Source organism: Thalassospira indica (assembly GCF_003403095.1).
Taxonomy (GTDB): Bacteria; Pseudomonadota; Alphaproteobacteria; order Rhodospirillales; family Thalassospiraceae; genus Thalassospira; species Thalassospira indica.
The window spans coordinates 1,911,222-1,937,412 of sequence record NZ_CP031555.1; the positions used below are offsets into that span (position 1 = coordinate 1,911,222).

General features: G+C 55.1%; 26 protein-coding genes. 19 read left to right on the forward strand and 7 right to left on the reverse strand.

Features of this window, described 5'->3' with window-relative positions; all coding sequences use genetic code 11:
• Positions 1 to 78 precede the first annotated feature (78 nt).
• The 3 genes from DY252_RS09005 (at position 79) to DY252_RS09015 (ending at position 3,367) form a co-directional block, all read left to right on the forward strand.
• Complete coding sequence (locus DY252_RS09005) at positions 79 to 1,095, forward strand: DNA-directed RNA polymerase subunit alpha (RefSeq protein ID WP_008892197.1); 1,017 nt, start codon at positions 79 to 81, stop codon at positions 1,093 to 1,095.
• Positions 1,096 to 1,292: 197 nt separating this feature from the next.
• Complete coding sequence (rplQ, locus tag DY252_RS09010; RefSeq protein WP_064790747.1) at positions 1,293 to 1,721, forward strand: 50S ribosomal protein L17; 429 nt, start codon at positions 1,293 to 1,295, stop codon at positions 1,719 to 1,721.
• A 188-nt stretch (positions 1,722 to 1,909) separates the two neighbouring features.
• A complete protein-coding gene (locus tag DY252_RS09015) occupies positions 1,910 to 3,367 on the forward strand; it encodes a DegQ family serine endoprotease (protein ID WP_082923637.1) in 1,458 nt (485 codons plus the stop codon).
• 65 nt (positions 3,368 to 3,432) lie between these two features.
• Here the strand turns inward: DY252_RS09015 and DY252_RS09020 are convergent, their stop codons facing one another.
• On the reverse strand, positions 3,433 to 4,656 hold the full coding sequence (locus DY252_RS09020) for an MFS transporter (RefSeq protein WP_064790749.1): 1,224 nt from the start codon (positions 4,654 to 4,656) through the stop codon (positions 3,433 to 3,435).
• Positions 4,657 to 4,862: 206 nt separating this feature from the next.
• Between DY252_RS09020 and DY252_RS09025 the strand changes: the two genes are divergently transcribed.
• From DY252_RS09025 to DY252_RS09045, 5 genes are all read left to right on the forward strand, one after another.
• Positions 4,863 to 6,176, forward strand: coding sequence for a replication-associated recombination protein A (locus tag DY252_RS09025; protein ID WP_064790799.1), 1,314 nt, complete (start codon positions 4,863 to 4,865; stop codon positions 6,174 to 6,176).
• Between the two features lie 118 nt (positions 6,177 to 6,294).
• Positions 6,295 to 6,900: an FMN-dependent NADH-azoreductase gene (locus DY252_RS09030; RefSeq protein ID WP_064790752.1), complete on the forward strand. Its 606-nt coding sequence runs from the start codon at positions 6,295 to 6,297 to the stop codon at positions 6,898 to 6,900.
• Between the two features lie 178 nt (positions 6,901 to 7,078).
• The gene (locus DY252_RS09035) at positions 7,079 to 7,621 is read left to right on the forward strand and encodes a DUF1499 domain-containing protein (RefSeq protein ID WP_129542701.1); all 543 of its coding nucleotides are present in this window, start codon (positions 7,079 to 7,081) and stop codon (positions 7,619 to 7,621) included.
• A gap of 131 nt (positions 7,622 to 7,752) precedes the next feature.
• Positions 7,753 to 8,145: a fluoride efflux transporter CrcB gene (gene crcB, locus DY252_RS09040; RefSeq protein ID WP_063087043.1), complete on the forward strand. Its 393-nt coding sequence runs from the start codon at positions 7,753 to 7,755 to the stop codon at positions 8,143 to 8,145.
• Complete coding sequence (locus DY252_RS09045) at positions 8,142 to 9,245, forward strand: RluA family pseudouridine synthase (RefSeq protein WP_064790756.1); 1,104 nt, start codon at positions 8,142 to 8,144, stop codon at positions 9,243 to 9,245. The genes crcB and DY252_RS09045 overlap by 4 nt, the downstream gene beginning before the upstream one ends.
• Before the next feature lie 94 nt (positions 9,246 to 9,339).
• On the opposite strand, the gene DY252_RS09050 is transcribed toward DY252_RS09045, so the two are convergent.
• Positions 9,340 to 9,606, reverse strand: coding sequence for a hypothetical protein (locus tag DY252_RS09050; RefSeq protein WP_063087045.1), 267 nt, complete (start codon positions 9,604 to 9,606; stop codon positions 9,340 to 9,342).
• 230 nt (positions 9,607 to 9,836) lie between these two features.
• Between DY252_RS09050 and DY252_RS09055 the strand changes: the two genes are divergently transcribed.
• Entirely contained in the window at positions 9,837 to 10,535 is a 699-nt protein-coding gene (locus DY252_RS09055; RefSeq protein WP_064790759.1) for an HAD-IA family hydrolase, read from the forward strand.
• Positions 10,522 to 10,995, forward strand: a complete 474-nt coding sequence (locus tag DY252_RS09060; protein WP_064790760.1) for an SRPBCC domain-containing protein — start codon at positions 10,522 to 10,524, stop codon at positions 10,993 to 10,995. The genes DY252_RS09055 and DY252_RS09060 overlap by 14 nt, the downstream gene beginning before the upstream one ends.
• On the opposite strand, the gene DY252_RS09065 is transcribed toward DY252_RS09060, so the two are convergent.
• Positions 10,996 to 11,610 (reverse strand): HAD family hydrolase, encoded by a 615-nt coding sequence (locus tag DY252_RS09065; RefSeq protein ID WP_082923639.1) that lies wholly within the window; start codon positions 11,608 to 11,610, stop codon positions 10,996 to 10,998.
• Between the two features lie 281 nt (positions 11,611 to 11,891).
• Here DY252_RS09065 and DY252_RS09070 point away from each other — a divergent pair, with 281 nt between their 5' ends.
• Positions 11,892 to 12,716 (forward strand): dienelactone hydrolase family protein, encoded by an 825-nt coding sequence (locus DY252_RS09070; RefSeq protein ID WP_064790761.1) that lies wholly within the window; start codon positions 11,892 to 11,894, stop codon positions 12,714 to 12,716.
• Between the two features lie 68 nt (positions 12,717 to 12,784).
• On the opposite strand, the gene DY252_RS09075 is transcribed toward DY252_RS09070, so the two are convergent.
• From DY252_RS09075 to DY252_RS09085, 3 genes are all read right to left on the reverse strand, one after another.
• On the reverse strand, positions 12,785 to 13,555 hold the full coding sequence (locus tag DY252_RS09075) for an ABC transporter permease (RefSeq protein WP_008892212.1): 771 nt from the start codon (positions 13,553 to 13,555) through the stop codon (positions 12,785 to 12,787).
• A gap of 19 nt (positions 13,556 to 13,574) precedes the next feature.
• The gene (locus DY252_RS09080) at positions 13,575 to 14,360 is read right to left on the reverse strand and encodes an ABC transporter ATP-binding protein (RefSeq protein ID WP_064790763.1); all 786 of its coding nucleotides are present in this window, start codon (positions 14,358 to 14,360) and stop codon (positions 13,575 to 13,577) included.
• 98 nt (positions 14,361 to 14,458) lie between these two features.
• On the reverse strand, positions 14,459 to 15,481 hold the full coding sequence (locus DY252_RS09085; protein ID WP_064790765.1) for an ABC transporter substrate-binding protein: 1,023 nt from the start codon (positions 15,479 to 15,481) through the stop codon (positions 14,459 to 14,461).
• Positions 15,482 to 15,764: 283 nt separating this feature from the next.
• On the opposite strand from DY252_RS09085, the gene DY252_RS09090 reads away from it, so the two are divergent.
• Together DY252_RS09090 and DY252_RS09095 are read left to right on the forward strand one after the other, a co-directional pair.
• Entirely contained in the window at positions 15,765 to 16,478 is a 714-nt protein-coding gene (locus DY252_RS09090) for an ATP12 family chaperone protein (protein ID WP_231959830.1), read from the forward strand.
• A 289-nt stretch (positions 16,479 to 16,767) separates the two neighbouring features.
• Positions 16,768 to 18,957: a diguanylate cyclase domain-containing protein gene (locus DY252_RS09095; protein ID WP_064790768.1), complete on the forward strand. Its 2,190-nt coding sequence runs from the start codon at positions 16,768 to 16,770 to the stop codon at positions 18,955 to 18,957.
• 25 nt (positions 18,958 to 18,982) lie between these two features.
• Here the strand turns inward: DY252_RS09095 and DY252_RS09100 are convergent, their stop codons facing one another.
• Positions 18,983 to 19,948: an ABC transporter ATP-binding protein gene (locus tag DY252_RS09100; RefSeq protein WP_064790771.1), complete on the reverse strand. Its 966-nt coding sequence runs from the start codon at positions 19,946 to 19,948 to the stop codon at positions 18,983 to 18,985.
• A 350-nt stretch (positions 19,949 to 20,298) separates the two neighbouring features.
• Here DY252_RS09100 and DY252_RS09105 point away from each other — a divergent pair, with 350 nt between their 5' ends.
• The 6 genes from DY252_RS09105 to DY252_RS09130 all read left to right on the forward strand — a co-directional run bounded on the left by DY252_RS09105 (position 20,299) and on the right by DY252_RS09130 (position 26,191).
• Positions 20,299 to 21,831: an acyl-CoA carboxylase subunit beta gene (locus DY252_RS09105; RefSeq protein WP_064790774.1), complete on the forward strand. Its 1,533-nt coding sequence runs from the start codon at positions 20,299 to 20,301 to the stop codon at positions 21,829 to 21,831.
• A gap of 22 nt (positions 21,832 to 21,853) precedes the next feature.
• The gene (gene accC, locus DY252_RS09110; protein WP_064790776.1) at positions 21,854 to 23,854 is read left to right on the forward strand and encodes an acetyl-CoA carboxylase biotin carboxylase subunit; all 2,001 of its coding nucleotides are present in this window, start codon (positions 21,854 to 21,856) and stop codon (positions 23,852 to 23,854) included.
• Positions 23,855 to 23,986: 132 nt separating this feature from the next.
• A complete protein-coding gene (locus DY252_RS09115) occupies positions 23,987 to 24,541 on the forward strand; it encodes a hypothetical protein (protein WP_129542702.1) in 555 nt (184 codons plus the stop codon).
• A 185-nt stretch (positions 24,542 to 24,726) separates the two neighbouring features.
• Positions 24,727 to 25,461: an HAD family hydrolase gene (locus tag DY252_RS09120; RefSeq protein ID WP_064790782.1), complete on the forward strand. Its 735-nt coding sequence runs from the start codon at positions 24,727 to 24,729 to the stop codon at positions 25,459 to 25,461.
• A complete protein-coding gene (locus DY252_RS09125; protein WP_231959831.1) occupies positions 25,454 to 25,837 on the forward strand; it encodes a DUF1244 domain-containing protein in 384 nt (127 codons plus the stop codon). Before DY252_RS09120 ends, DY252_RS09125 begins: the two co-directional genes overlap by 8 nt.
• 39 nt (positions 25,838 to 25,876) lie before the next feature.
• A complete protein-coding gene (locus tag DY252_RS09130) occupies positions 25,877 to 26,191 on the forward strand; it encodes an acylphosphatase (RefSeq protein ID WP_064790784.1) in 315 nt (104 codons plus the stop codon).

Consider the following 26,191-nt stretch of genomic DNA (forward strand, 5'->3'; position numbering starts at 1 on the left):
CCGGGCCTCTTCGCGTTTCTCGTGGGGGCAAGTTTATTGCCCTCCTTTCCATAGGCTCCAGTTGCGAAGGTGGGTCTCGTGATTCAAAAGAACTGGCAGGAACTGATTAAGCCGACGAAGCTTGATGTTACTCCGGGTACTGATGCCAGCCGTATTGGTACGATCGTGGCAGAACCGCTGGAGCGCGGTTTTGGTCAGACTCTGGGTAACGCGCTGCGTCGCATTCTGCTGTCGTCGCTCCAGGGTTCGGCAGTTACCGCGATCCAGATCGACGGTGTATTGCACGAATTTTCGTCGATCCCGGGTGTGCGTGAAGATGTCACCGACATCATCCTGAACATCAAGACCATGGGCGTGCGTATGCATGCTGAAGGTCCGAAGAAAATGGCTCTGAAGGCGACCGGCCCCGGTGCCGTCACCGCAGGTCAGATCGAAACCGGTGCGGATATCGAAATCCTTAACCCGGATCTCGAGCTTTGCCATCTTGACGATGGTGCTACGCTCAACATCGAATTCACCGTTGATAACGGTAAAGGCTATGTTGCAGCCAGCTCGCACAGCTCGTCGGACGCGCCGATTGGTCTTATTCCGATCGATGCGATCTTCAGCCCGATCCGTAAAGTGGCCTACAAGGTGGAAAACACCCGTGTTGGTCAGGATACCGACTTTGACAAGCTGTCGCTGACCGTTGAAACCAACGGTGCACTGACCCCGGAAGATTCGGTTGCGCTTGCTGCCCGTATCCTTCAGGACCAGCTGTCGCTGTTCGTCAACTTCGAAGAGCCGGAAGCGGTTGTCGAAGAGAAGAAAGAAGACGAACTTCCGTTCAACCGTAACCTTCTGCGTAAGGTTGACGAGCTTGAGCTGTCGGTACGTTCGGCTAACTGCCTGAAGAACGACAACATCATCTATATCGGTGATCTTGTTCAGAAGACCGAAGCAGAAATGCTCCGTACGCCGAACTTCGGCCGTAAGTCGCTGAACGAAATCAAGGATGTTCTGGCTCAGATGGGTCTGCATCTTGGTATGGAAGTCGGCGGTTGGCCGCCGGAAAACATCGAAGAACTTGCTCGCAAGTTCGAAGATCCGTTCTAAGAACGGGTCTTCGGCCTTCGGGCCGAGATCGGAACATTCATGTTCCAAACCGGAGACCCCAGTTGTTTGGGCATCCGGCGGGCTTGTTGCCCACACCGCACGTGCATAACCTGGCCTTTGCGTAAAAGTGATCAGGGTGGCGGCGCGGTTTTACAATCGGTTTCGTGAGCGAAGCCAGGCTATTAAGGAGAGTTACCATGCGTCACGGTATGCAAGGCCGTAAGCTTAATCGTACTTCGTCCCATCGTAAGGCGATGTTTGCCAACATGGCAGTTTCACTGCTCACCCACGAGCAGATCAAAACCACTCTTCCGAAGGCCAAGGATCTTCGCCCGTATGTCGAAAAACTGATTACGCTGGGCAAGCGGGGCGACCTGCATGCACGCCGTCAGGCCATTTCGATCCTGCGTGACGACAAAGTCGTAGCCAAGCTGTTCGGCGAAATCGCTGACCGCTACAAAGAGCGTGCTGGTGGTTACACCCGCGTTCTCAAGGCCGGCTTCCGTTATGGCGATGCGGCTCCGGTTGCTGTGATTGAACTTGTCGATCGCAACGCCGATGCAAAAGGCGCGGAAGACCGTGCTCGCCTCGAAGCAGAGGGCGAAGGCGAAGAAGCAGCTGAATAAGCAACGCTTCGGCCTTTAAGAAACAGAAACGGGCGATGCCTTATGGCGTCGCCCGTTTTCTTTTTGCTAAATGACATAAATTTCATATTTCCGACAAGGTTGCGCGTAAGGTCTAGTTTCCCTAATTGATGACAAGTCTTTGTCGGTCACGGGACCGCGAACAAGCAAACCAAAAGAGAGAGTGTGACGTGCAGGCAAGATGGATTTCAAAGATTGTCGCCTTTGCCATAATCGGACTGACGACGATTTCGAGCACAGGCAATCTGGCCCATGCCCAAAGCGATGAAGCCACCCTGGACCGGCGTTTGCCGTCAAGCCAGGCGGACATCAAGATGTCGCTTTCGCCATTGGTCAAACAAACCGCCCCGGCGGTTGTCAACATCTACACCAAAAAGGTCGTCGAACAGCGCCAGCGCACACCGTTCTTCAATGACCCGTTCTTCAAACAGTTCTTTGGTGATCGGTTCGACGGTGCCTTTGGTGCCCCGCGCCAACGGGTTGAACGGTCGCTTGGATCGGGGGTAATTGTCTCGGGCAACGGCACGATCATCACCAACCATCATGTCATCAATGGCGCCAGCGAGATCCGCGTCGTCTTGCATGACAACCGTGAATTCGATGCCGATCTGGTTGGCTCGGACGAACGCACCGATCTGGCTGTGTTGAAACTGCGCAATGTGGATGCCGAATTGCCGGCCATTCCGTTTGGCGACTCTGATGCGGTCGAGGTTGGGGATCTTGTCCTTGCCATCGGCAACCCTTTTGGTGTCGGTCAAACTGTCACCAGCGGCATTATTTCGGGTCTGGCACGTGCCGGTGTCACCGGCCAGGATTACCAATCCTTCATTCAGACCGATGCCGCGATTAACCCGGGGAATTCCGGCGGGGCATTGGTCGATATTGATGGCAACCTGATCGGCGTGAACTCGGCGATCTTTACCAAATCTGGCGGATCGAACGGCATCGGTTTTGCGGTTCCGGCCAATATGGTCAAGGTGGTGATGCGCGGCCTGATCAGTGGCGATCTTCGCCGTCCGTGGTTGGGTGCGGCCGGGCAGTCGGTGACGGCCGATCTGGCGGCATCCCTTGAATTGGATCGCCCGCATGGCGTTTTGATCAACAAGGTTCGCCCTGGCAGCCCGGCTGAACGCGGCGGCCTGCAATCAGGGGACGTTGTGATTGCGGTCAATGGCTTGGCGGTTGATAACCCGAACGAGCTTAAATTCCGTATCGCAACGCTTGAGCTGAACGGCGAGGCAAAGCTGTCAGTTCTGCGGCGCGGGGCCGAAACCATCCTTGCCATGCCGCTGGAAGTCGCACCGGAAATTCCCGCCCGTGACGAAAGCATCATCGATGGCCGCAACCCGTTTAGCGGCACCAAGATCGCCAATATGAACCCGGCACTGGCTGATGAACTGGGCATCGACACCCTCAGTGAAGGCGTTGTCATCCTGGCCGTTGCCCGCGATAGCCTCGCACGTCGCACCCGTCTTCAGGCCGGTGACTATATTGTCGAGGTCAATGGACAGCCGATTGATACCGTCGCGCGTTTCAAGGAAGTCGTCCGTGCCGGTGAACGCAGCCGCGACTGGAAGATTTCCGTCAAACGCGATGGCAAGGTCCTGACCGGTGATTTCACCCTGTAACTGTCAGGCCGGATACCCAAAACAAAGGCGCGCACCGCTGTGGTGCGCGCCTTTTTGTATCTTGGTCAGTCGGCATTGCCAGACACGGGCCGATGACGCAGCATCATCAGGGCGGCAAAGGTCACAAGGCCGAGCGCAATGGTCAGTAAAATCGCATACTGCCCGTAATCATCAATCAACAGCCCAAAGACAAACGGGGCGGCCGCCTGCGCAAAGCGCGATGGCGCCATGATATAGCCTTGCCGGGCGCCATATCCCACCGGGCCAAAGGTCGCCAGTGGCAAGGTGCCCTTGGCGATTGTCAAAATGCCATTGCCGATCCCGTGCAGGCTGGTAAATAGCATCCCGACCGGCCCGCCAAAAATCAAAAGCAATACAGCGCCGATGGGGTGGGTCAGGGCCGAAAGCCGTGATGAAATCAGCGGATGCATCTTTTTCAGCAACCCGAACTCGGCCAACCGGCCCGCAACCTGTGCTGGTCCAACCAGCGATGCCGCAATCAGTGCACCGGCCGCATCCATCCCCGAAATTTGCAACAGGCGCGGTAGGTGTGCCGCCATGGCGGTTGCGGTAAACCAGCTGGCGGCAAACACGATGGCCAGCAAGATCATTGGCATGTTGAAGATATCCGAACGCGATAGCTTGGCCGGGGGCGGGGCAGGGACGGGTTTGCTCTTGTTGTATTCTGCTATGGTCGGCGCGTCACCTTTGGTGCGCGGGATCAGAAACAGATTAAGCGGCAAGCCCAGCACGATATGCATCGCCGCCCAGAAATAGCACGCCGTGCGCCAGTCAAATTCGGCTTCTAACCCGGCGGTAATCGGCCAGCAGATCGTGCTGGCAAAACCGGCAATCAGGGTAATGCCGGTGATCGGTCCGCGTGCATCATGGCCATAAATCCAGCTCAGCGTGGCAAAGGCCGACTCATAAAGCCCCATCGACATGCCAACACCAATGACGCACCACGCAACACACATCATGGTCAGGCTATCGGCCGTACCCAGGAGCGCAAGACCCGCGGCAAAGATCAGGCTGGACACCGCCAGAACCGTGCGCCCGCCAAACTGATCAATCCGCGCCCCGGCCTTGGGGCCGAGCAACGCTGCAAACACCAGCGCAAGTGAAAAGGCGCCAAACGCCCAACCCGGCGGAATGCCAAGCTCAATTGCCATCGGCTCGGCCAGAATAGCCGGTAGATATAGCGTGGTGCCAAATGCAAGGGTCTGTCCCGTGCCCAACCCGATCACAATCGGCAATTTTGCGGGCGTGCCATGTGATGTTGACGTCATGGCAGGCCCCGACAGTCAAGGTCGGGCAGGCAGGCAAAAACGAGCGTCACGAACGTGTTCTTTTTGTTGCTTGGATGGAAACAAGCCTGAAAGCTATGCCGCACATATGCCAGCGTCAATCGACGATGTTTCGTCTGTCATCAATGTCATCTGCGTGTTACTTTCCGGTCAAGACGCCCCAAAAACCAACATCGTATTGTTCCAGTATGGTTTCCCTGTTTGAAAGTCAGGTCACGCGCCCTTTGGCCGACAGATTGCGCCCCGCCAAACTCGATGAAGTGGTGGGCCAGGGGCATCTGTTTGGCGATGATGGGCCGATCACCCGCATGATCAAGACCGGCCGTGTACCGTCCGTGATCCTCTGGGGACCACCGGGCTGTGGCAAGACGACACTGGCCCGCCTGATGGCCGATGTTGCCGATATGGCGTTTGAACCGCTCTCGGCGATCTTTTCTGGCGTTGCCGACCTGCGCAAGGTGTTTGAACGTGCCCGTGCGCGCCGTTCGACCGGCGGGGCAACGTTGCTATTCATTGATGAAATCCACCGTTTCAACAAGGCCCAGCAGGACAGCTTCCTGCCCTATGTCGAAGACGGCACCATCACCCTGATTGGTGCCACCACCGAAAATCCGTCGTTTGAGCTGAATGCAGCCTTGTTGTCACGCTGTCAGGTGCTGGTGCTCAAGCGTCTTGATGATCAGGGGCTTGAAGAACTTTTGGTGCGGGCCGAAAAGGAAATGGGCTTTGAGTTGCCGGTCACGCCAGAGGCACGTGAAACCCTGCGTGCCATGGCCGATGGCGACGGGCGTTATTGCCTGAATCTGGCAGAGGAACTGTTTTCCCTGCCGCCCAGCGAGGATGATGGTCCGCTTGGTGTGGCGGAGCTGGCCCGCACAGTGCAAAAGCGCATGCCGATTTACGATAAGGGCGATGACAGTCACTACAACCTGATCAGTGCGCTGCATAAATCCATTCGTGGCTCCGACCCGGATGCGGCCCTTTATTGGTTTAACCGCATGCTGGCCGGGGGCGAGGATCCCAAATTCGTTGCCCGGCGTCTGACCCGCATGGCGGTCGAGGATATCGGCCTTGCCGATCCGCAGGCCCAGCAATTCTGCATTGGCGCGTGGGAATCTTACGAACGCCTTGGCAGTCCCGAAGGCGAACTGGCCCTGGCACAGGCGGTGATTTACCTCGCCCTCGCCCCCAAATCCAACGCCGGTTATGCGGCTTATAAAAAGTCGCTCAAAATCGCGCGCGATACCGGCTCGCTGATGCCACCCGCCCATATCCTTAATGCGCCCACCAAGCTGATGAAGGATATCGGCTATGGCACCGGCTATGCCTATGACCATGATCAGGAAGATGGCTTTTCCGGCCAGAACTATTTCCCCGAAGGCATGCGTAGGCAGAATTTCTACGAGCCGGTTGAACGCGGCTTTGAACGTGATCTTAAAAAACGCGTCGAATATTTCGACCGCCTGCGCGCAGAGCGTCAAAAGAAACGCGACAATAACTAGCGTAAGGCGTGTTAGGTTCCAAATTGGAAACAATCTGGTGAAGAGTCTCTGGCTAAACAGATCGGTTTGGTAGGCGTAAGTTCAGGGCAACAAACGAACCCGGACTCGGAGACTGAAAATGACTAAAGTTCTGCATGTTAGCGCATCTGTGAATGGTGAGAACTCGAACTCCCGTCAGATCGCCCTCAAACTGATCGACCGCATCAAGGCCGCTGATTCTTCGGCAACCGTTATCGAACGCGATACCAACGAGGCAGTCGTTTCAGCGATCACCGGCGAAACCGTTGGTGCCTATTACACCCCGGCTGAAAACCGTTCCGAAGCTCAGAAAAAAGTGATCGCCGCATCTGACAAGATGGTGGCTGAGATTATGGATGCTGATGTTCTTGTCATCGGTGCACCGATGTACAACTTCTCCATCCCCTCGACCCTTAAGGCTTGGGTTGACCTGATTGCCCGCGTTGGTGTGACCTTCAACTACACCGAAAACGGCCCGGTTGGTCTGGTCGAAGGCAAAAAAGCCTACATCGTTGCCGCAACCGGTGGCGTTCCGGTCAATAGCCCGGCTGATTTCGCGACCCCGTACCTCAAACAGGTTCTGGCCTTTATCGGCATCACCGATGTTGAAGTCGTCGAAGCGTCTGGCTTTGGTGTTAACGCCGAAGAAGCCATGGCGAAGGCCATTGCCAATGTCGAAGCGGCCAAGCTTCCGGTCGCTGCCTAAGCATCCCGGTTAAAAAACTCCGATACATTCCCGCCGATCAGCGAATTTCCATATCCCCCCCTTGGTTTGCTGATTGACGGGCGTGTTTCCCGAAATGCCCGACGGTTCCCTCCCGTTCGGGCATTTTGATTCTTAACCTTTTGTGGTTAATGTATCGGAGTTCGCAAAAGGGCAGGTGGTGTCATTGAAACGGCTGGCGATGGTTGCAATCTGGGGACTGCTGGTACTGGCAGGCATTTTCGTAACGGTCCGTTTTACCGGGCTGATGGATCATATGTTGCCTGCAGGCGATCCCCCCAATATGACTTTCGGTCGCGATGCCGACCTTCCGAATGTGCCGAATTTCTTCCTTGCCTGTCCGGCTGACCGGCTGCCTGACAGTGATCGCGCCATGCAAAGTCCGTCTTTTGCGGCATCGGTCGCGACACTGACCGAAGTCTTGATCGAAACCGCCCCGGATCACGGCATGACGTTGATGACCGATGTTTCGGGTGGCAAGGCCGGTCGCCTTTATTTCCTGGCACGCTCGGCAGTATTTCGTTTTCCCGACTGGGTCGAGATCGAGCTGATCCTGCCTGAGGTCGATACTGAAACCGGCAATGATGTGGCTTTCTGTTTGTTCGCCCAATCGGTCTATGGCCACGATGATTTCGGGCAAAATGAAAAACGCACACGGGCCTGGCTTGCCGATGTCGAAGCCCGCATGGGACAAAATCAATAAACCGGGATTAAACCGCCAAGGCCAATGCGATTGATTATCCGTTGGCCATGCTGTTTGATACCCTTGGCTGGCATGGGCCCATGCCGTATTCACACGTGACATTTCAGGACTGAGGGAATAGGTTCCGCGCCATGCAATTTTCACCGTTGTTAATCGCATCCATTGCCTTGGGCGGTGCCATTGGTGCCGTTGCGCGTCACAGTGTTTCCGTCATGATGGGCTCTGTGATGGGTACTGGATTTCCCTGGGGAACCTTGACGGTCAATGTCGTCGGTTCGTTCCTGATGGGGGTGTTGATCGAGGTTTCCGCCCTTAAACTATCCATGGGGCTTGAAACGCGCGCACTCCTTGTGACCGGTTTTCTGGGGGCGTTTACAACTTTTTCGACGTTCTCGCTGGATGTCGCGACCTTGTATGAACGGGGCAATATGGGGCTTGCCGCCCTTTATGTTGGTGTTTCCGTGGTGGTCGGTATTTCGGCATTGTTTGGCGCAATCGCGCTGGTAAGGGGTATTCTGCAATGAGTGGTGTCACTCTGCGCAAGGTCAAGGCAGACGAGGCCGACATTCGGCTTGATCGCTGGTTCAAGCGCAACTGTCCCGAATTCACATTTGGTCAGGTCCAGAAATTCCTGCGTGGCGGTCAGATCCGTGTCGATGGCAAACGTGCCAAGGCCAATCAACGTGTTGAGCCGGGCCAGGAAATCCGTGTGCCGCCCGCGCCGGTTATGTCTGGTGGCGGCACCGGCCCATGGGCCGAAGACGGTTCGGGCTATAACCCGTCGGAAGTCCAGCAACGCAAACAGGCCGGCCCCGCCAAGTCGGATGCGACCGAGGCAGAGCTGCAAGCACTGCGCGATTCCGTTATTTTCTATGACGAGTTGGTTTTGGCGATCAACAAGCCCGCCGGCCTTGCCGTGCAGGGCGGGACCAACACTAATGTTCATGTCGATGGCATGCTTGATGCGCTGAAACTCGACAGCAAGGAACGCCCGAAGCTGGTCCACCGTCTGGATAAGGACACCAGTGGTGTTCTGTTGCTGGCCCGTTCGGCATCGGCGGCCCATGCGCTGACCAAGGCGTTCAAGGATAAATCGACCCGCAAGCTTTACTGGGCGATTGTCACCGGTGCGCCTGCGGAACGCGAAGGCATGATTGATGCCCCGCTTGCCAAAATCGCAGGCAAGGGCGGGGAGAAAATGGTCATCGACGAGAAGCTCGGAAAATCGGCACAGTCCGTCTTCCGTCAGCTTCACCGCGCCGGGCGCAAGGCGGCATGGCTTGCCCTGTCACCGCTGACCGGTCGTACTCACCAGTTGCGTGTTCATTGCGAGGCCATCGAATGCCCGATCCTCGGCGACGGCAAATATGGTGGACCCAAGGCGTTTATTGATGGCCTGTCCAATCAGATGCATCTGCATGCGCGTGCGATTGATTTCCCGCATCCCGTGACCGGCCATCGCGTCGTGATCGAGGCACCCGTGCCGGAACATTTCGCCGAAACGCTCAAAAAGCTGAACTTCGATCCGAAAACGCCGACCAAATTCCTGACCCCGGAAATTCACCGCGAAAAGGAAGAAAAGCCCAAACCAAAGGCAAAGCCGTCGCGTTCGCGCAAGAAATAAGGTGTTGTCGAAACAGCACCAGACACCGAAAAGCCGACGCACTGCGTCGGCTTTTTCGTCCTCCTGATCAAACGGCGTTGGGACACAGTCTGTACTAGGTATTTTTGCTGTCGAAACGTCTCATGAAGGCGTCATAGACCCGGTTCAGGTGTTGGGCATGAACCGTATTGCCCATGCGTTCACACATTTCGGCCTGGCCCTTGATCATCACGGCAAGCTGTTTGCGGCCGTTTTTGGTATGCACCATGCACTCACCCTCCTCAAGGGCGGTGACCAATGGAATATGCTCGCACTCGGCAATAGCCAGCACTTCCTCCTCGGTGAGGTCGCTGAAGTCGATGCAGTCGCGAAGTGTAAGCATGATCTGCCTCCTGTCGCAGAGAGCCTGCCTCTGTCGGGCAGGGCCCTGTGGGCCAGAATTCAATTGTAGCGCGCATTGCACCGCTTAGACAGTAATACAAAATTCACTTGTGGTTTCTGTTGCTTCCCGCACAGCACAAAAAATGCATGGCAATACAACCGCGGGAGACTCGATCTTTGAAACGCTTTCGATTAGTCTCCGCGTTCCAAATTTTTGATGAAAGACCCCACATGACCACTGATCCGCTCCGACTTGTGATTTTTGATTGCGACGGCACCCTTGTTGACAGCCAGCACGCCATTGCGCATTGCATGGATCATGCCTTTGCGCAGCACGGTCTGGACTGTCCGGGACTTGAAAACACGCGCACCATCATTGGTCTGAGCCTGCCCGAAGCCATCACAAAGCTGGCAAGCCCGGCACGGGTGGATGAGGACATCATCGCAGCCGTGACAGCGGCCTATAAAACCGCGTTCTTTACCCTGCGCCAGACCCCTGATTTCCACGAACCGCTGTTCCCCGGTGTGCACGAAGTTCTGATGGAAATCGATGGCCGCAAATGGCTAAGCGGTGTGGCAACCGGCAAGGCCCGTCGTGGCCTTGATGCGGTGCTGGCGCGCAACGAACTTGAAGGCCGCTTTGTCACCCTTCAGACCTGTGACAATCACCCGTCAAAGCCCAATCCCGCGATGTTGATGGCGGCCCTTGAAGAAACCGGGGTGGATGCGCCCAATGCGGTTATCGTCGGCGATACCAGCTATGACATCGAAATGGGCCGGGCGGCTGGCATGATCGCCATCGGTGTTGATTGGGGCTATCATGATGTCGATACGCTGCATAAATCAGGTGCGCACGCCGTCATCAGCCACTTTGATGAACTGACGACTGCCCTTGATACGATTTGGGAAATTGACCGTGACGCCGCTTAAGAATCCCGACCTTGCCCCGATCCGCTTTGAATTGACCCTGGCCGTCGATCCCGATGATGCGTTTAACGCCTTCACATCGGGCTTTGGCGACTGGTGGCCGACCGATACCCATTCGATCTCAAAAAAGGACTGCATCACGGTCGAATTCAATGACGGTGTCGGCGGGGAAATCATCGAACGGGTCAAGGGGCAGGATGATATCCCTTGGGGGAGGGTAAGAAGCTGGCAACCGGGCGAACATGTGTCCTTTACCTGGCATCCGGGCTGGAATGAAGGTGACTTTACGCTGGTTGAGGTGTCCTTTGACCTTAACGAGTTTGGTCGCTGCGTAATCCGTCTTGAACACAAGGCATGGGAAAATGTCGGCGAAATCGCACCGGCACTTCGTGAAGGCTACCTCAAAGGCTGGGAATTTGCCTTTGGCGAATGCTTTGGCAATTACCTGCGCCAAAAGCGCTGATCAGTACAGCTGGTATTCGATCAATTCACGCTGCAATTTCACCGGATCGCGGAACCAGTGGGTGATAAAGCCCAGTTCACGCGCCTGCTGAATGTTGCGCTCGCTGTCATCGATAAACAGGGTTTCGCGCGGGTTAAGCTTGAAGCGTGAAATCGCCAGATCAAAAATTCGCGGATCGGGCTTGGCGAGTTTTTCCTGGCCAGACACCAGAATGTCTTCGAAGTGATCAAGGAACTCAAAGCGTTCCAACGCATGCGGCCATGTTTCTGCCGACCAGTTGGTCAGGGCAAACAGGCGCACCTTTTTGCGTTTTTTAAGGTCTTCAAGAATCCCGACCGTTCGCTCAATCGCCCCGCCCAGCATTTCCGGCCAGCGTTCCTGCCATGCAGCGATCTCGTCATGATGCTGCGGATAGCGGTGCTGAAGGTCGGGGATGGAATTGGCAAAGCTCAGCATCCCCTGATCATGCAGATGGTTCCAGTGCGGATGGCAGACCTCGGCCAGAAAACGCTCCATCTCCGCATCGTCCTTGAACATCTTGCGATACAGATAGCGCGGATCCCAGTCGACAAGAACGCCGCCAAGGTCGAACAAAACCGTTTCAATATCGCGCATGTCTTCTCCATCTGGCTTGGTGTGGCTGCTTGGTGCCCCTTTTAATCAGGTGGCGTGCTATGGCGCAAGCAGCAGTTAAGTGACAGAACTCTATGCAATACTCTGTGGAATCATGATCCTTGTTGCGATTGGCACCGTAAACAAACTCGAACAAAATTCGGTAGCGTCTGATCGATGGTTACTGATCTGATGACAAGAAATTCATTTGCCAACCGGGCGTGCCATCGCGAATGATGGTGATACGGGAAAACCCGAAAACAGGAATCAGAGGAGGCTAGAACATGTGTACGCTAGACGGATGTGGCTCCCACGAACATCTCGGTCCGCCGCCCAAGGCAACCGATGAAGAACGCCGACTGTTTCTGAAGGGCGCAGTTGCCCTGCCTTTGGCTGTTATTCTTGCCGACCCGATGCTGGCCCATGCGGCCGGCCACGGCCTTGATAAAGTGACCATCACCACGCCAGAAGGCGATGAAATGGTCGCCGAAGTCGCCATGCCGGCAACCCTGCCTGCACCCACGGTCATTCTGATCCATGAATGGTGGGGGCTTAATGATCATATTCGCGCGGTGGCGGCTGAATATGCCAAGCAGGGCTATATCGCGCTTGCGGTTGATCTTTATGGCAAACCGCCTGCCACCACGCCGGATGGGGCACGTTCCCTGATGTCGTCGATGGATCCGGCGGTTGCGACCCGCAAATTGCAGGCCTCGGTTGAATTCCTGCGTAACCACAAGGACTCAACTGGCAAGGTTGGTTCGGTCGGTTGGTGCTTTGGCGGTGGCTGGTCGCTCAATACAGCACTTGCCACCAATATTGACGCAGCCGTGATCTATTACGGCAATGTCAAAAAGACCCCGGAACAGGTCGCAACGCTCAATGCGCCGATCATGGGCCATTTCGGCACCCTTGATAAAAACATCAACAAGGAAATGGTCGAAGGCTTCGAAGAATCGCTGCGCATCGCCGGCAAAACCGATTACCAGTTCTTCTGGTATGACGCCGATCACGCCTTCGCCAACCCGACCGGCGGTCGCTATGACGGCGAAGATGCCATGCTGGCCTGGGAACGCACCATGGCCTTCTTTGACGAGCATCTCAGCTGATCACAGCCAATGGTACGATGAAAAAAGGCCGGGTAAACCCGGCCTTTTTATTTGTCTGATGATTGGGCTTAATTCGTTGGATTGCCACGGTTTGCCCATTTGGTCGACCGGCGTTCGATCACGTTGAAAATCTCATACATCGCAATCCCCATCACCGCGATCACCAGCAATCCGGCAAACACCAGCGGCATGTTGAATTTCGACGACGCCGACAGCATCAAATAACCAACACCAACGTTTGACGCCACGGTTTCGGAAATCACCGATCCGACAAAGGCCAGCGTGATCGCAACCTTAAGCGATGCAAAGAAATACGGCATCGCACGCGGGAAGCCGACCTTGATCAGGATGTCGCGCCGTGTCGCACCAAGCGACCGCAACACATCACGCAATTCCGGCTCCAGCGTCGCAAGGCCGGTGGCGACATTGACCACAATCGGGAAGAACGAAATCAAAAACGCCGTGATGATCGCCGGTACCGTCCCGATGCCAAACCACATCACCAGAACCGGGACAAGCGCGACCTTGGGCACAGAGTTAAACCCAACCAAAAGTGGGTTGGCCGCATCATAAATCGCCCGGCTGGATCCGACCAGCGCGCCAAGCACCACACCAAACACCACGGCAATGGCAAAGCCCGCCAGCGTGGTATACAGCGTGTGATAGGCATGCATCCAGATCGCTTCATGGAACTGCCAGCCGACAATGATGCTTTCAGACGGGGTCGGCAGGACATAGGGCGGAATATTGAAAATCCGCACAATCAGTTCCCACAGAACGAAAAGCCCGATGGCGCTCAGCCACGGCGTTGCTTTGCGAAGGTTCAATTTCTTTTTCATGATTTTTTCCCGCCCTTCCTTATGATTCTCGCACGTCACGAATGTGACTGCGCAATTCGTGGACAAGATCGGTGAAAGGCTGGGTAAAGGTGGTTTCCTGATCGCGCGGGCGGGGCAGGGTGTTTTCACGTTCCACCAGGATCTTGCCCGGGCGTTTGGACATCACATAAATCGTATCGGCCAAATAAGCCGCCTCACGCAAATCATGAGTGACCAGAATAACCGTAAACGGCTTGATCATCCAAAGGTTCTGCAAAATGTCCCATAGCTCTTCACGGGTAAAGGCATCCAGCGCACCAAACGGCTCATCCAGCATCAAAAGATCCGGCTCATGGATCAATGACCGGCAAAGCGATGCGCGCTGCTGCATGCCCCCTGAAAGCTCCCACGGGTATTTGTCTTCGTGGCCTTCAAGCCCGACGGTTGCCAAAAGCTTGCGCGCGCGTTCTTCATATTCCGCGCGATGCTTGCGCAGTCGATTGCGGTGTGGTTTGACGATTTCCATTGGCAACAGCACGTTATCAAGGGTCGTTCTCCACGGCAGAAGGGTCGGGTTCTGAAACGCCATGCCGACAATCTTGAGCGGCCCTGAAACCTCCTTGCCATCGACAATCACATTGCCCTCAGATGGTGGCATCAGCCCGGAAACCAGTTTCAGCAAGGATGACTTGCCACAGCCCGATGGGCCGACAACGGCGATAAATTCGCCCTTGTCGATTTTCATGTTGGTGGTTTCAAGCGCCAGTTCATCGCCTTCGCTATAGCGAAGTTTGACGTCGTTGAGTTCGACGAAGCTTTTGGACACTGCAGTTATTCCCCCTGCTTGGCCTGATCGTATTCTTGTTTCTCTGTCATGGAAAACGGGACAGTCAGAAAATCCGACTGCCCCGCCTCATAAGATGATTACTTCAGCATGCGGTCTTCGGCAGACGGCATGAATTCATCGGTATAGATGTCGTCAACAGACGGCTTGTTCTCGAAACCGAATGCCAGGGCAACCTGATCGATGGCCTTGGCCATACGGTCGGCTTTGACAAGGCCCATGCCTTCTTCAAGGGTGACAGGGGTGACGACGTTTTCATCAATCGCCATCTGCAGACGCTGCTGTTCAAGGTCCGGGTTGATCAGCGGATCCGCTTCTTTAAGCGCTTCGATGGCTGCTGCCGGATCGGCAATCGCCGCGGCCCAGCCTTTGACCACACCGCGCAAGAAGCCTTTAAGCTCTTCCGGGTGGTTTTCCATCATGTCCGGCGATGCCAGGATGCCGTTGCCATAGAAGTCCATGCCATAATCTTTGTACATGAAGACGGTCAGGTCCTCCTTGGCAAGGCCCTGCGCCTGCAGGTTCAGGATCGAGGTGAAATAGTGACCGGAAATCGCATCCACATCACCACGCACCAGCATCGGCTCACGCAGCGGCGGGTCCATGCTTTCCCAGGTCACAGCATCCAGATCAAGACCGGTTGCCGATGCAAATGCCGGATACAGTTTGCGCGATGCATCAAAAACCGGCGCGCCAAGGGTCTTGCCAACCAGATCTTCCGGTTTGGTGATGCCGGAATCTTTTTTCATGAACAGCGCGAAAGGCGGGCGGTCATAGACCATGAAGATCGACTTCATGGCGCGATCCGGGTTGGATGCGTTGAATTCAACCAGCGAGTTGATATCGGCAAGGGATACGTCATAGGCACCGCTGGCAACACGGGTGATCGCGCCGACCGAACCGTTGCCCGAGTCAATCGTGACATCAAGGCCTTCTTCTTCAAAATAGCCGTTCTTCTTGGCTAGAAGATACGGTGCCGCCGGACCTTCGTATTTCCAGTCGAGCGAGAATTTGATCGCCATATCTGCAAGGGCCGCCTGCGCGCCAAGGGCAACAGCCGCCCCGATAGCAGCCCCCAAAAGTCGGTTCGTAAACGTGGTCATGTCTAAAGAAGCCTCCTGAATGCGGATCGATGAAACAATCCAGCCACCTGATAAATCCAATGCGCACTTAGCAATGGTCATGCCATGTCGCCTGTGCGCCCGCTTTGTTGCGGTTTTGTAACCTTCGCCCAGCAGAGTAAGGGTGTTTATTATTTGGTCAATGGGGCAATTTGATCAAAAATTATACAGAAATTCTTGATAATCGCTCAATTGGCGCTCTTTATCTGGCAAATTATGTGGCAAATCACTTGCGCAATCCGCTGCTTTTGGGCATATGGCGGTCATGCTTACACAATCGATCAAACGTTTCTATAAAAAGGCCGATGCTGGCGCCGATGAAACCGGCGCAGGCTGGCGCGTGCTTCTTGATGGCCGTGCGGTGAAAACCCCGGCCAAGGCCGATTTCCTGCTGCCATCCGAAATCCTTGCGCGTGAAATTGCGGCGGAATGGGACGCGCAGGGCGAGAAAGTCCAGCCGTCCACCATGCCAATCATGCAGCTTGCTGCGACTGCGATTGACCGGGTGCGTCCGAACCGTGATGCGGTGATCGCCGAGCTGACCGGCTATGGCCGATCGGATTTGCTGTGCTATCGCGCATCCTTCCCCGAAGACCTGATCGAACGTCAGGCCAAGACCTGGCAGCCGCTGCTCGATTGGTCAAAAGACCATCTGGGTGTGGTGCTGACGGTCACCGAAGGTGTGATGCCGATCAGCCAGGATGACCACGCATTGCTGCGTTTGCAGGATCATGTCGAAGGTTTTGACGACTATTACCTGACAGCCCTGCACAGTCTGACGACGATTTCGGGCTCGGTGATCATTGGTCTTGCGGTGATGAACCGCAAGCTTGACACCACAACCGCATTTGAGGCCTCAATCCTTGACGAAGGCTACGCGATGGAAAAGTGGGGCGACGATGCTGAGGCGATCGCCCGTCTCGACCGTCACCGGGCAGAGTTTTTGGCCGCCGGACGTTACCTGGAGTTGCTGGGCTAACCCGCAACTGGCCGCGCAAACAGGGATACCCATACAAAGGAGCAGGTAACTGCTCCTTTTTTTATGCCTGTTTCCTGTGCATGCCAGCGCCTTGTTTATCGGTGTTCTACTTTTGAAGGGATTGTCGATCCGGGGCTTCAGTTCAATAAGTTAGCTCGTTCGGGGAGACGATTTCGCGTCTTCGCTGCAGAATCTGCTTTGCATCAATTTTCAATAGGTATAAAAAGATACCTATACATTGGTATCGGTTATTTTGATTTCCTGAAGGAGACGCCAGTACGGCGACGGGATGAATTTGTCGGTAAACTTGACCAAACAGACAGGAACGGACGCTTGCGCTGCTGGTGCGGCGCCGGTTCTCTACGAGTTTTTCCGCAACACCCCGTCACGGAACTATTTCGGCGCAGGCGTTTTTGAACTGCTTGGCTACGACCCCGCCGACAGCGACTTTGATCGCACGCAGGGTTGGGCGTCTTTGCTTCATCCCGATGATGTCGCGATGTTCGCGCAGCACCGCAATCAACAGGCCACAAATAATACCAATCGGCGGCTAACCTTCCGCTTGCGCCATAAGGATGGCAATTGGATCACGGTCGAAGATTGCGCGACGATCCACGAGTTGGCCAGTGGTGATGTTGTGACGTCGGGATGCTTGACCCGTCTTGACGCGGCGCAAACCTTGTCGTCATCGGATAGAACCAGTCAAACGCTGCAAAAGGGTGGCAATCTGCACAAGCGCCTTCTTAACTCCTTGGCCGAGGGGGTGGTTGTGCATGACGCCGCCGGTACGGTGGTCGAATTCAATAATACTGCGCTTGAGATTCTTGGTCTCACGGGCGACGAACTTTGCCGAAAGACCATGCCCGAAACGCCGTGCACCTTTGTGCGCGAAGATGGTGTGCCGCTGACCCGCGATGAGCTTCCCGGCAAAAGGGTCCTTGCAACCGGTGAACGCGAATATGGTGTTGTGCTGGGGGTCAATCGCCCGAATGGCGAATTTGCCTGGATCCGGGTAAATGCAGAACCCCTGCATAATGAACAGACCGGCACCTTTGACGGCGTCATCGTTTCATTCGCCGACATTAACGATGTCAAACAGGCCGAGGTCGCCTTCCGCGAACGTGAATTGCTGTATCGCCAGATGTTTAGCAACACAACGGCGATCAACATTCTGGTCGATCCGGCAGATGGCCGGATTGTTGATGCCAGCCGTGCGGCAGAAGAACTTTATGGTTTTTCGGATGGCGGTCTTGTCGGTCGGACGATCCCGGAACTTGATGTCGATGGCGCACCATCCATGCACAGGCATGTCAGTGCGGTTCTCGAACATGGCGCGGTGTCTTTTGTCGTTCAGCATCGCCTGGGGAATGGCGAAATCCGCAAGATGCAGGTGCATGCCGGCCTGATAGAGCTGCATGAACGCAAATACATTCACACCACCAATGTCGATATTACCGAGCGCGAACATTACGAACGCATGCTCAAGGATGCCAACCGCAAACTGGCCGAGGAACGCCAGCGTCTTGATGAAATCATCTGGGGTACCAGTGCGGGCACATGGGAATGGAACGTTCAGACCGGCGAAACCCGCTTTAACGAACGCTGGGCCGAAATCATCGGCTATACGCTCGACGAACTTGGTCCCGTAAGCATCGACACATGGTTGGCATATTGCCATCCCGAAGACCTCAAAAAGTCCGAGGCTGCCTTGCAAAGCACCTTCCGGGGTGAAACCGATCACTATCAGTGCGAATGCCGGATGCGCCACAAGGATGGCAACTGGGTGTGGGTTCTTGATCGTGGCAAGGTCGTGGAATGGGATGCGGATGGCAATCCGCTGCGCATGTCTGGCACTCATGCCGATATCACGCCGACCAAGGCGGTCGAAGCCGAAATTCGCAGGCTTGCCCAGACCGATCAATTGACCGGTCTTTCCAATCGTTATCAGTTCAATTCCATGCTGTCGCAGATCATTCAGATCAACCGGCGCTTTGAAAAAAGCATCGTTTTGCTGCTGCTTGATCTTGATCGCTTCAAACAAGTCAATGACACGTTCGGTCATCCGGTCGGGGACAAGCTTCTGGTCGAAGTTGCCGAAATCATCAAACGCAATTGCCGCGAAGCCGACGTCGTCGCCCGTCTTGGCGGCGATGAGTTCGCCGTGGTCCTGCCATTGATGGATGATGTCCGCGATGCCGCCATTCCGGCCCAGCGGATTATCGAAGAAGTGTCACGTCCCCTGATCATTGATGGCAACGAAGTCCATGTCGGCATCAGCATTGGCATCTCGACCTGTGCCGATCATAATGGAACGCCGGACTCAATCTATCGCGATGCCGACAAGGCGCTTTATCGCGCCAAGAATTGCGGGCGCAACCGTTTTTGCTTCTATGTCGAAGGCGGCTGCAACGAATGCGGTGCCCTTGATCGGGAATTGTGCGGTCGATACGCCCTGAACCCGCAAAGCCATGACTGCTAGTTAAGATTGCCGGTCGTTCGCAGACCTACTGCATCCACTTCGCAATCATTTTGTGCTGCACCGCGGCCTGTGCCGCCACCCGGTAATAGGACAGCAATTCACGCATCGGCGATGACATCCGGTCAAAGCCTGAAATAAACGCCACAATGATACCGACCGATGTCTGGCCCTGGATCACAAGGTAACCACCAACAAACAGCACGCAAATCGGCGCCAGCGCATTCAAAAGATTGATCAGCGACTTCATGCCGAACTTCAAAACAAAAAGCTGCATGCGGTTGTCAAACAATGCGGTGATGCCCTTATTGATCGGGCGAAGCTGTTCGTCATCATCCTTGTCGGTCGACATTTCCGAAAGTTCGTCACTGACATCGCGCATCTTCTCAACCCGTGCTTCAATAAGCGCGTTGATGCGTTTCTGAATGACCGGCACAAGGGCGACCTGCGGGATCAGGGCGATCACCCCAATCAGGCCGATCATCGGCTCGACACTGATCATATAGCCAAGCCCGAAAATCAGCATGCCGCTATTTACCACCGGCTGTGAAAGGCCGTCACCGACAAACCCGCCAAGCTTTTCGATCTCGGACCCGATGATCGAAACCGCACGCCCGTTGCTTTCATCCTGGCTGCCGGCCTCGTTATGGGCATGCAGGCGCGTCAGGTGCTTGCGGTTATACTGGATCGCACTTTCACTGAGCCACCCTTCGTAAATCCGAAGCACGAACTTGATCCCGCCATGGACGATAATCAGGCCGAGATAAAGCGCGGCCAGCGTGATCAAAAGATCAAAGTCCTGTGGCGTGATGGCGTTATCAACAATCCGGCGTTGCAGCTCGATCGGTGCAATGCCAAGGGCGGCCACCAGCACAGCAAGGCTGCACACCACCACCTGATGCCAGCCACTCATCCGCCAGACATACCCCCATAGGGAGCTGGCAGGGCGGTCGTCGCCGGTTTTTTCCGGATTGCGCGGGCTGAATTTAAACATGGGCTCAATCGATTGTGGTGACGAAGGCGATAAAGGTATGCTTGGTGTACGTGTTCTGGGTGCCCCGGATCAGGGGCGATTGCAGTGTGCACCATAATGCCAACGTCTTGCGCATCAAAATGATCCAGCGGCGGGGACGGGGGGATATGCTGCTCTAGACTTTAGTTCAGCCCACGCGGATATATCGAAATGACGTTAGGGAAATCAGGCGTTTAGGGACTATTCTGGAGCTGTGTGAGAACAGTAAAAATAATTGGCATTCCAGTACCGAATAATGCTATTTCATTCTCCAGACGCGCATACCGGGCCGAAAAGTGCCAGAAGGCCGACCACAGCAAGGAAAACGCAACATGCAGGATATTGTCGCCAAACTCGAAGCGAAGCGCGCCGAAGCTGCCATGGGCGGCGGCCAGCGCCGCATTGATAATCAGCATGCCAAGGGCAAGCTCACCGCGCGTGAACGCCTTGATGTATTGCTCGATGAGGGCTCCTTCGAAGAATGGGACATGTTCGTCGAACATGATTGCGTCGATTTCGGCATGAGCGAAAACCGCATTCCCGGCGACGGTGTCGTCACGGGTCATGGCACGATCAATGGCCGTCTGGTTTTTGTTTTCTCACAGGATTTCACCGTGTTCGGCGGCGCACTATCGGGTGCGCATGCGCGCAAGATCGCCAAGATCATGGATCAGGCGATGAAGGTTGGCGCACCGGTGATTGGCCTTAATGATTCGGGCGGGGCACGTATTCAGGAAGGTGTTGAAAGCTTGGCAGGCTATGCCGATGTCTTCCAGCGCAATGTCGAGGCATCCGGCGTCATCCCGCAAATTTCCCTGATCATGGGCCCGTGTGCCGGTGGTGCTGTTTACAGCCCGGCCATGACCGACTTCATCTTCATGGTCAAGGACAGCTCCTATATGTTCGTGACCGGCCCGGATGTGGTCAAAACCGTCACCCACGAGGAAGTCACCCACGAACAGCTGGGCGGGGCATCGACCCATACCAGTGTGTCGGGTGTGGCTGATCTCGCCTTTGACAATGATGTCGATCTGCTGCTTCAGACCCGCCGTTTCATGGACTTTCTGCCGCTGTGTAACAAGGAAGATCCGCCAGCGCGTCTTTGCGAGGATCCGATCAATCGTGATGACTTCTCGCTTGATACCCTGGTGCCAGAAAATCCCAACATGCCCTATGACATGAAGGAACTGATCACCAAGATCGTCGACGAGGGCGACTTCTTTGAAATTCAGGCCGACTACGCCAAAAACATCATTATCGGCATGGCGCGTATGGATGGTCGCACGGTCGGTGTCGTCGCCAACCAACCGATGGTGCTGGCCGGGTGCCTTGATATCGATAGCTCCAAAAAGGCCGCACGCTTTGTGCGTTTCTGCGATGCCTACAACATTCCGATTGTCACCTTTGTTGATGTGCCGGGCTTCATGCCGGGCACCGCACAGGAATATGGCGGCATCATCAAACATGGTGCCAAACTGCTTTATGCCTATGCCGAGGCCACCGTGCCCAAGGTTACTGTCATTACCCGCAAGGCCTATGGCGGGGCTTATGACGTGATGTCTTCGAAACATCTGCGTGGCGACGTCAACTATGCCTGGCCGACCGCCGAAATTGCGGTGATGGGGCCAAAAGGGGCGGTGGAAATCATCTTCCGTGCGGATATGGATAATCCGGCAAAGATCGAAGCCCGCACCGAAGAATACCGCGAAAAATTCGCCAACCCGTTTGTCGCGGGCCGCAAGGGGTTCATTGATGATGTCATCATGCCGCACGGCACACGCCGCCGCGTTTGCAAGGCGCTGGGTATGCTGCGCAACAAGGACATCAAGAACCCTGAAAAGAAACACGGCAACATTCCGCTGTAAGACAAATTGGGAGAGATAAAAAATGTTTAGCAAGATCCTGATTGCCAACCGCGGTGAAATCGCCTGCCGTGTGATCAAATCAGCCCGCAAAATGGGCATCAAGACCGTTGCGGTTTACTCCGATGCCGACAAGGCGGCCCTGCATGTCCAGATGGCCGACGAGGCGGTGCGCATTGGCCCGGCACCCAGTAATCAGTCCTATCTGATTATTGAAAACATTATCGAGGCCTGCAAATCCACCGGGGCCGAGGCCGTTCATCCCGGCTATGGCTTCCTGTCGGAAAATCAGGCCTTCGCCAAGGCCCTTGATGCCGCCAACATCGCCTTCATTGGCCCGCCGAATGGTGCGATTGCCGCCATGGGCGACAAGATTACCTCCAAAAAGATCGCGGCTGATGCCGGTGTCTCGACCGTGCCCGGCTATATGGGCGTGATCAAGGATACCGACGAGGCGATCAAGATCGCCAACGAGATTGGCTACCCGGTGATGCTCAAGGCATCCGCGGGCGGTGGCGGCAAGGGCATGCGTATTGCGCGCAACGATGCCGAATGCCGCGAAGGCTTCGAACGTGCAACGTCCGAGGCCGCAAGCTCCTTTGGCGATGACCGCGTCTTTGTCGAAAAATTCGTCGAAGAACCGCGCCATATCGAAATTCAGGTGCTGGCCGATAAGCACGGCAACGCGATCTATCTGGGGGAACGCGAATGCTCCATCCAGCGTCGCCACCAAAAGGTCGTCGAAGAAGCCCCGTCACCCTTTATCGATCCCGCCACCCGCAAGGCCATGGGCGAACAGGCCGTTGCACTGGCGCGTGCGGTGGATTACTGCTCGGCCGGCACGGTGGAATTCATTGTCGATAAGGACAAGAACTTCTACTTCCTTGAAATGAATACTCGCCTGCAGGTCGAACATCCAGTGACCGAACTTGTCACGGGTCAGGACCTCGTCGAATGGATGATCAAGATCGCCGATGGCGAAAAACTGACGCTCAAGCAGGATGACGTCACGCTCACCGGCTGGGCCATGGAAACCCGCGTCTATGCCGAGGATCCCTTCCGCGAATTCCTGCCCTCGACCGGGCGTCTGGTGCGCTATCAGCCGCCTGCGGAATCGGATACCGTACGTGTCGATACCGGCGTCTATGAAGGCGGCGAGATTTCGATGTTCTATGACCCGATGGTCGCCAAACTGATCACCTATGGCGAGGATCGCGATCAGGCGATTGGGGAAATGCGTCGTGCGCTTGATGCCTATTACATTCGTGGCATTTCGCACAACATCCCGTTCCTGGCCGCTGTCATGGCCAACAAACGCTTCCAGGATGGCAACATCACCACCAACTTCATAACTGAGGAATATCCCAACGGCTTCTCCGCCGATGATCTGCCCAATGATGATCCCGCAACCCTGATCGTGGTTGCGGCCTATATCAATCAGCGCGTTGCGGAACGCAATGCCGGCATCACAGGCCAGGTCAGCGACCATCCGCTTGAAATCGCCGAAAGCTGGGTGGCGGTTTGTGGCGATGAGCATACCGCGTTTGATATCGAGTTTGATGGTGTTAACGGCGATTACATTGTCGCCATCGGCGATCGCAGCTATGGCGTGGTGTCGGACTGGAAGATCGGCGATCCGATGTTTGTCGGTGAAATCGATGGTGCCCCGGTCTGTGTGCAGATCGACATCGAAGGGGTGGGCTACAAACTTGCCGCCAACGGCATTCAGCGCCACTTCAAAGTCATGCTGCCCCGCGTGGCCGAACTGCAAAAGCTGATGCCGTTCAAAGCCCCGCCGGATATGTCAAACTTCCTGCTTTCGCCAATGCCGGGCCTGCTGGTGAAAGTCTCGGTCGAAGAAGGCCAGACCGTCCAGCCGGGCGAGGAACTTTGCATCCTTGAAGCGATGAAAATGGAAAACGTCCTTAAATGCGAAAGCAAAGGCGTGGTCAAAAAGATCCACGCCGAGCAGGGCGCAAACCTCTCGGTCGATGCCATCATCATCGAGTTCGAAAAAGACGAATAAACCACCCGATCCCTCAAGGATGATGCTTGATTATGGCGCTGGCGAGTTACCGCTGGCGCCATTTTTGATTTGTGTTCAAGCCACGCATATTATGATCGCCATTCCACACTGGTTCAGTGAGAAGGGCCTCTAATGACTGTAATCTCTTGTCATCGTCTTTGTGTTTGGTATCTCGAAGAATGTAACTATCATCTTGAGGGATACAAAAAACGCGTCGGTGCGTTAGTACTCGCAAATAAAAGTATGAGTACAGCGGTTATCAACGCTGCTACTGCCGTAATATCAGATGATGATGCATTTTTAGCTTTCTCCGACAAAGCAAAAGAGGCTCTGCAAACGCGAGATGTGTTGAAGGAGTACCAAATCGTAAATCGTTCGCGTCATGATTTTTTGAGGACTGACGTCAAAGCGGGACGTGAGGTTCTTGTTATCGCTCTTGGCGGAGGTGTGTCTGAAGAGGACGAAACGGTTTTAGATGAATTAAAACTGGTTCGGGATCAAATCGAACATCCGAGGCCCACCACTCATGAATTTAAGGATGATTTCTTGCTCAGAGGTATTCGAAAAGGTTGTGAGATAATCCGTAGGCTTGATTTCTCGCCAGAATCCTCAGGAGCCGCTCAAATAATAGCGACGGTTGACAGGGTTAACCTTGCTTGCAATGAGATCGAGAATGGTTGGGCTTAGCTCAGCAGCGTCTTTTCTTTAACCTGTTCAAACACTTGTGTTTTCAAGGGCTTTCGGATCCGTTTCACGCATATTAAATACAGATAACGGGGCTTTACGGCGCGTTTGCACTGCCATATGGTCATTAATCGAGGCTGTAATCCCGTTGTTTGCGGCCATCCAAGAACAAGAAACGAGGCGTGTATATGTATAAGCTGATTGCTTTTGATGGCGACGATACCCTGTGGCACAATGAGCCGCTTTTCCGCGAAGCCCATGTGCAGTTGCGCGAAATGCTGGGACATTATGTTGATCCCGAAAAGGTTGATGATCGTCTTTATCAGGCCGAGTTGGCCAACCTTTCCATCTATGGCTATGGCGTGACGGGCTTTACCCTGTCGATGATTGAAACTGCGATCGAATTGTCTGATCGTAAAATCAGCGCCGAGGACATCCACAAACTGGCCGAAATAGGCAAATCGATGCTGCGTGCGCCAACCCGTATTATCGACGGGGCGGAAAGCGTGCTGAAACATTATGCCAAGCACCCGGACTACAAGGTAGTTCTGGTCACCAAGGGCGATCTGATCGCCCAACAGCTCAAGATTGACCGTTCCGGCTTTGAAGACCTGTTTGACGGTATCGAGATCGTCTCGGAAAAAGATCCGCTGACCTATCGCAATATTTTCGGCCGCTATGGTGTTGAGCCCGAACAGGCCGTGATGATCGGCAATTCGATGAAATCCGATATTCTGCCGGTCCTTGCGTGCGGTGGCACTGCGATCCACATTCCCTATGAAATCACCTGGGTTCACGAAATGGTCGACCAGACCGAGATCGACAATGACAAGGTCATCACGGCCGAAAGCATTGCCGATGTACCCGGGATCATCGAAAAACTCGAACAGCAAATGGCGAGTGGGAGAATGGAAAATGTCTGATTGCGCCGGTTCTGAAATGTCCACCGAGGCGGTTCTCGCCAACGGCCCGGCTGCCGATCTTGATCCGCAAACCAAACTCGAACTCGAAGCGGCTGCCTTTCGTGGCCTTGTGACGCACCTTCAGGATCGCAAGGATGTTCAGAATATCGATCTGATGAACCTTGCCGGGTTCTGCCGCAATTGCCTCGCCAAATGGTATCTGGCCGCCGCACGCGAACACGGTGTTGCGATGGATTATGATGGGGCGCGCGAAGTTGTCTATGGCATGACCTATGACGAATGGAAGGACAATCATCAGGCGCCGGCATCTGATGAGCAGAAACAGAAGTTTCAGGACACCGCCCATCTGCATGCCAAAATCCCCGGCGCGAAGTAAGCCGCGGATAAAACCATCGACAAGGGAGGAGGCCCGATCATGACCGATACAAGCCCCGACCCGTCAACCGGTGACGGCAACATCGCCGTCCATGCCCGGATCGAAGGCCGGGTGCAGGGCGTGTGGTATCGCGCATGGACCGTGGAAGAAGCCTGCAAACGCGATCTGACCGGCTGGGTACGCAATCGCAATGATGGTTCGGTCGAGGCGGTATTTTGCGGCCCGGCCAAGGTGGTGCAATCCATGATCACCGCCTGCCACGATGGCCCGACCCATGCGCGCGTTGATCGCATCCATGAAGAACCGGCGCTTGAAGACGGTTTTGCCACGTTTGAAAAGCGCCCAACCGCCTGA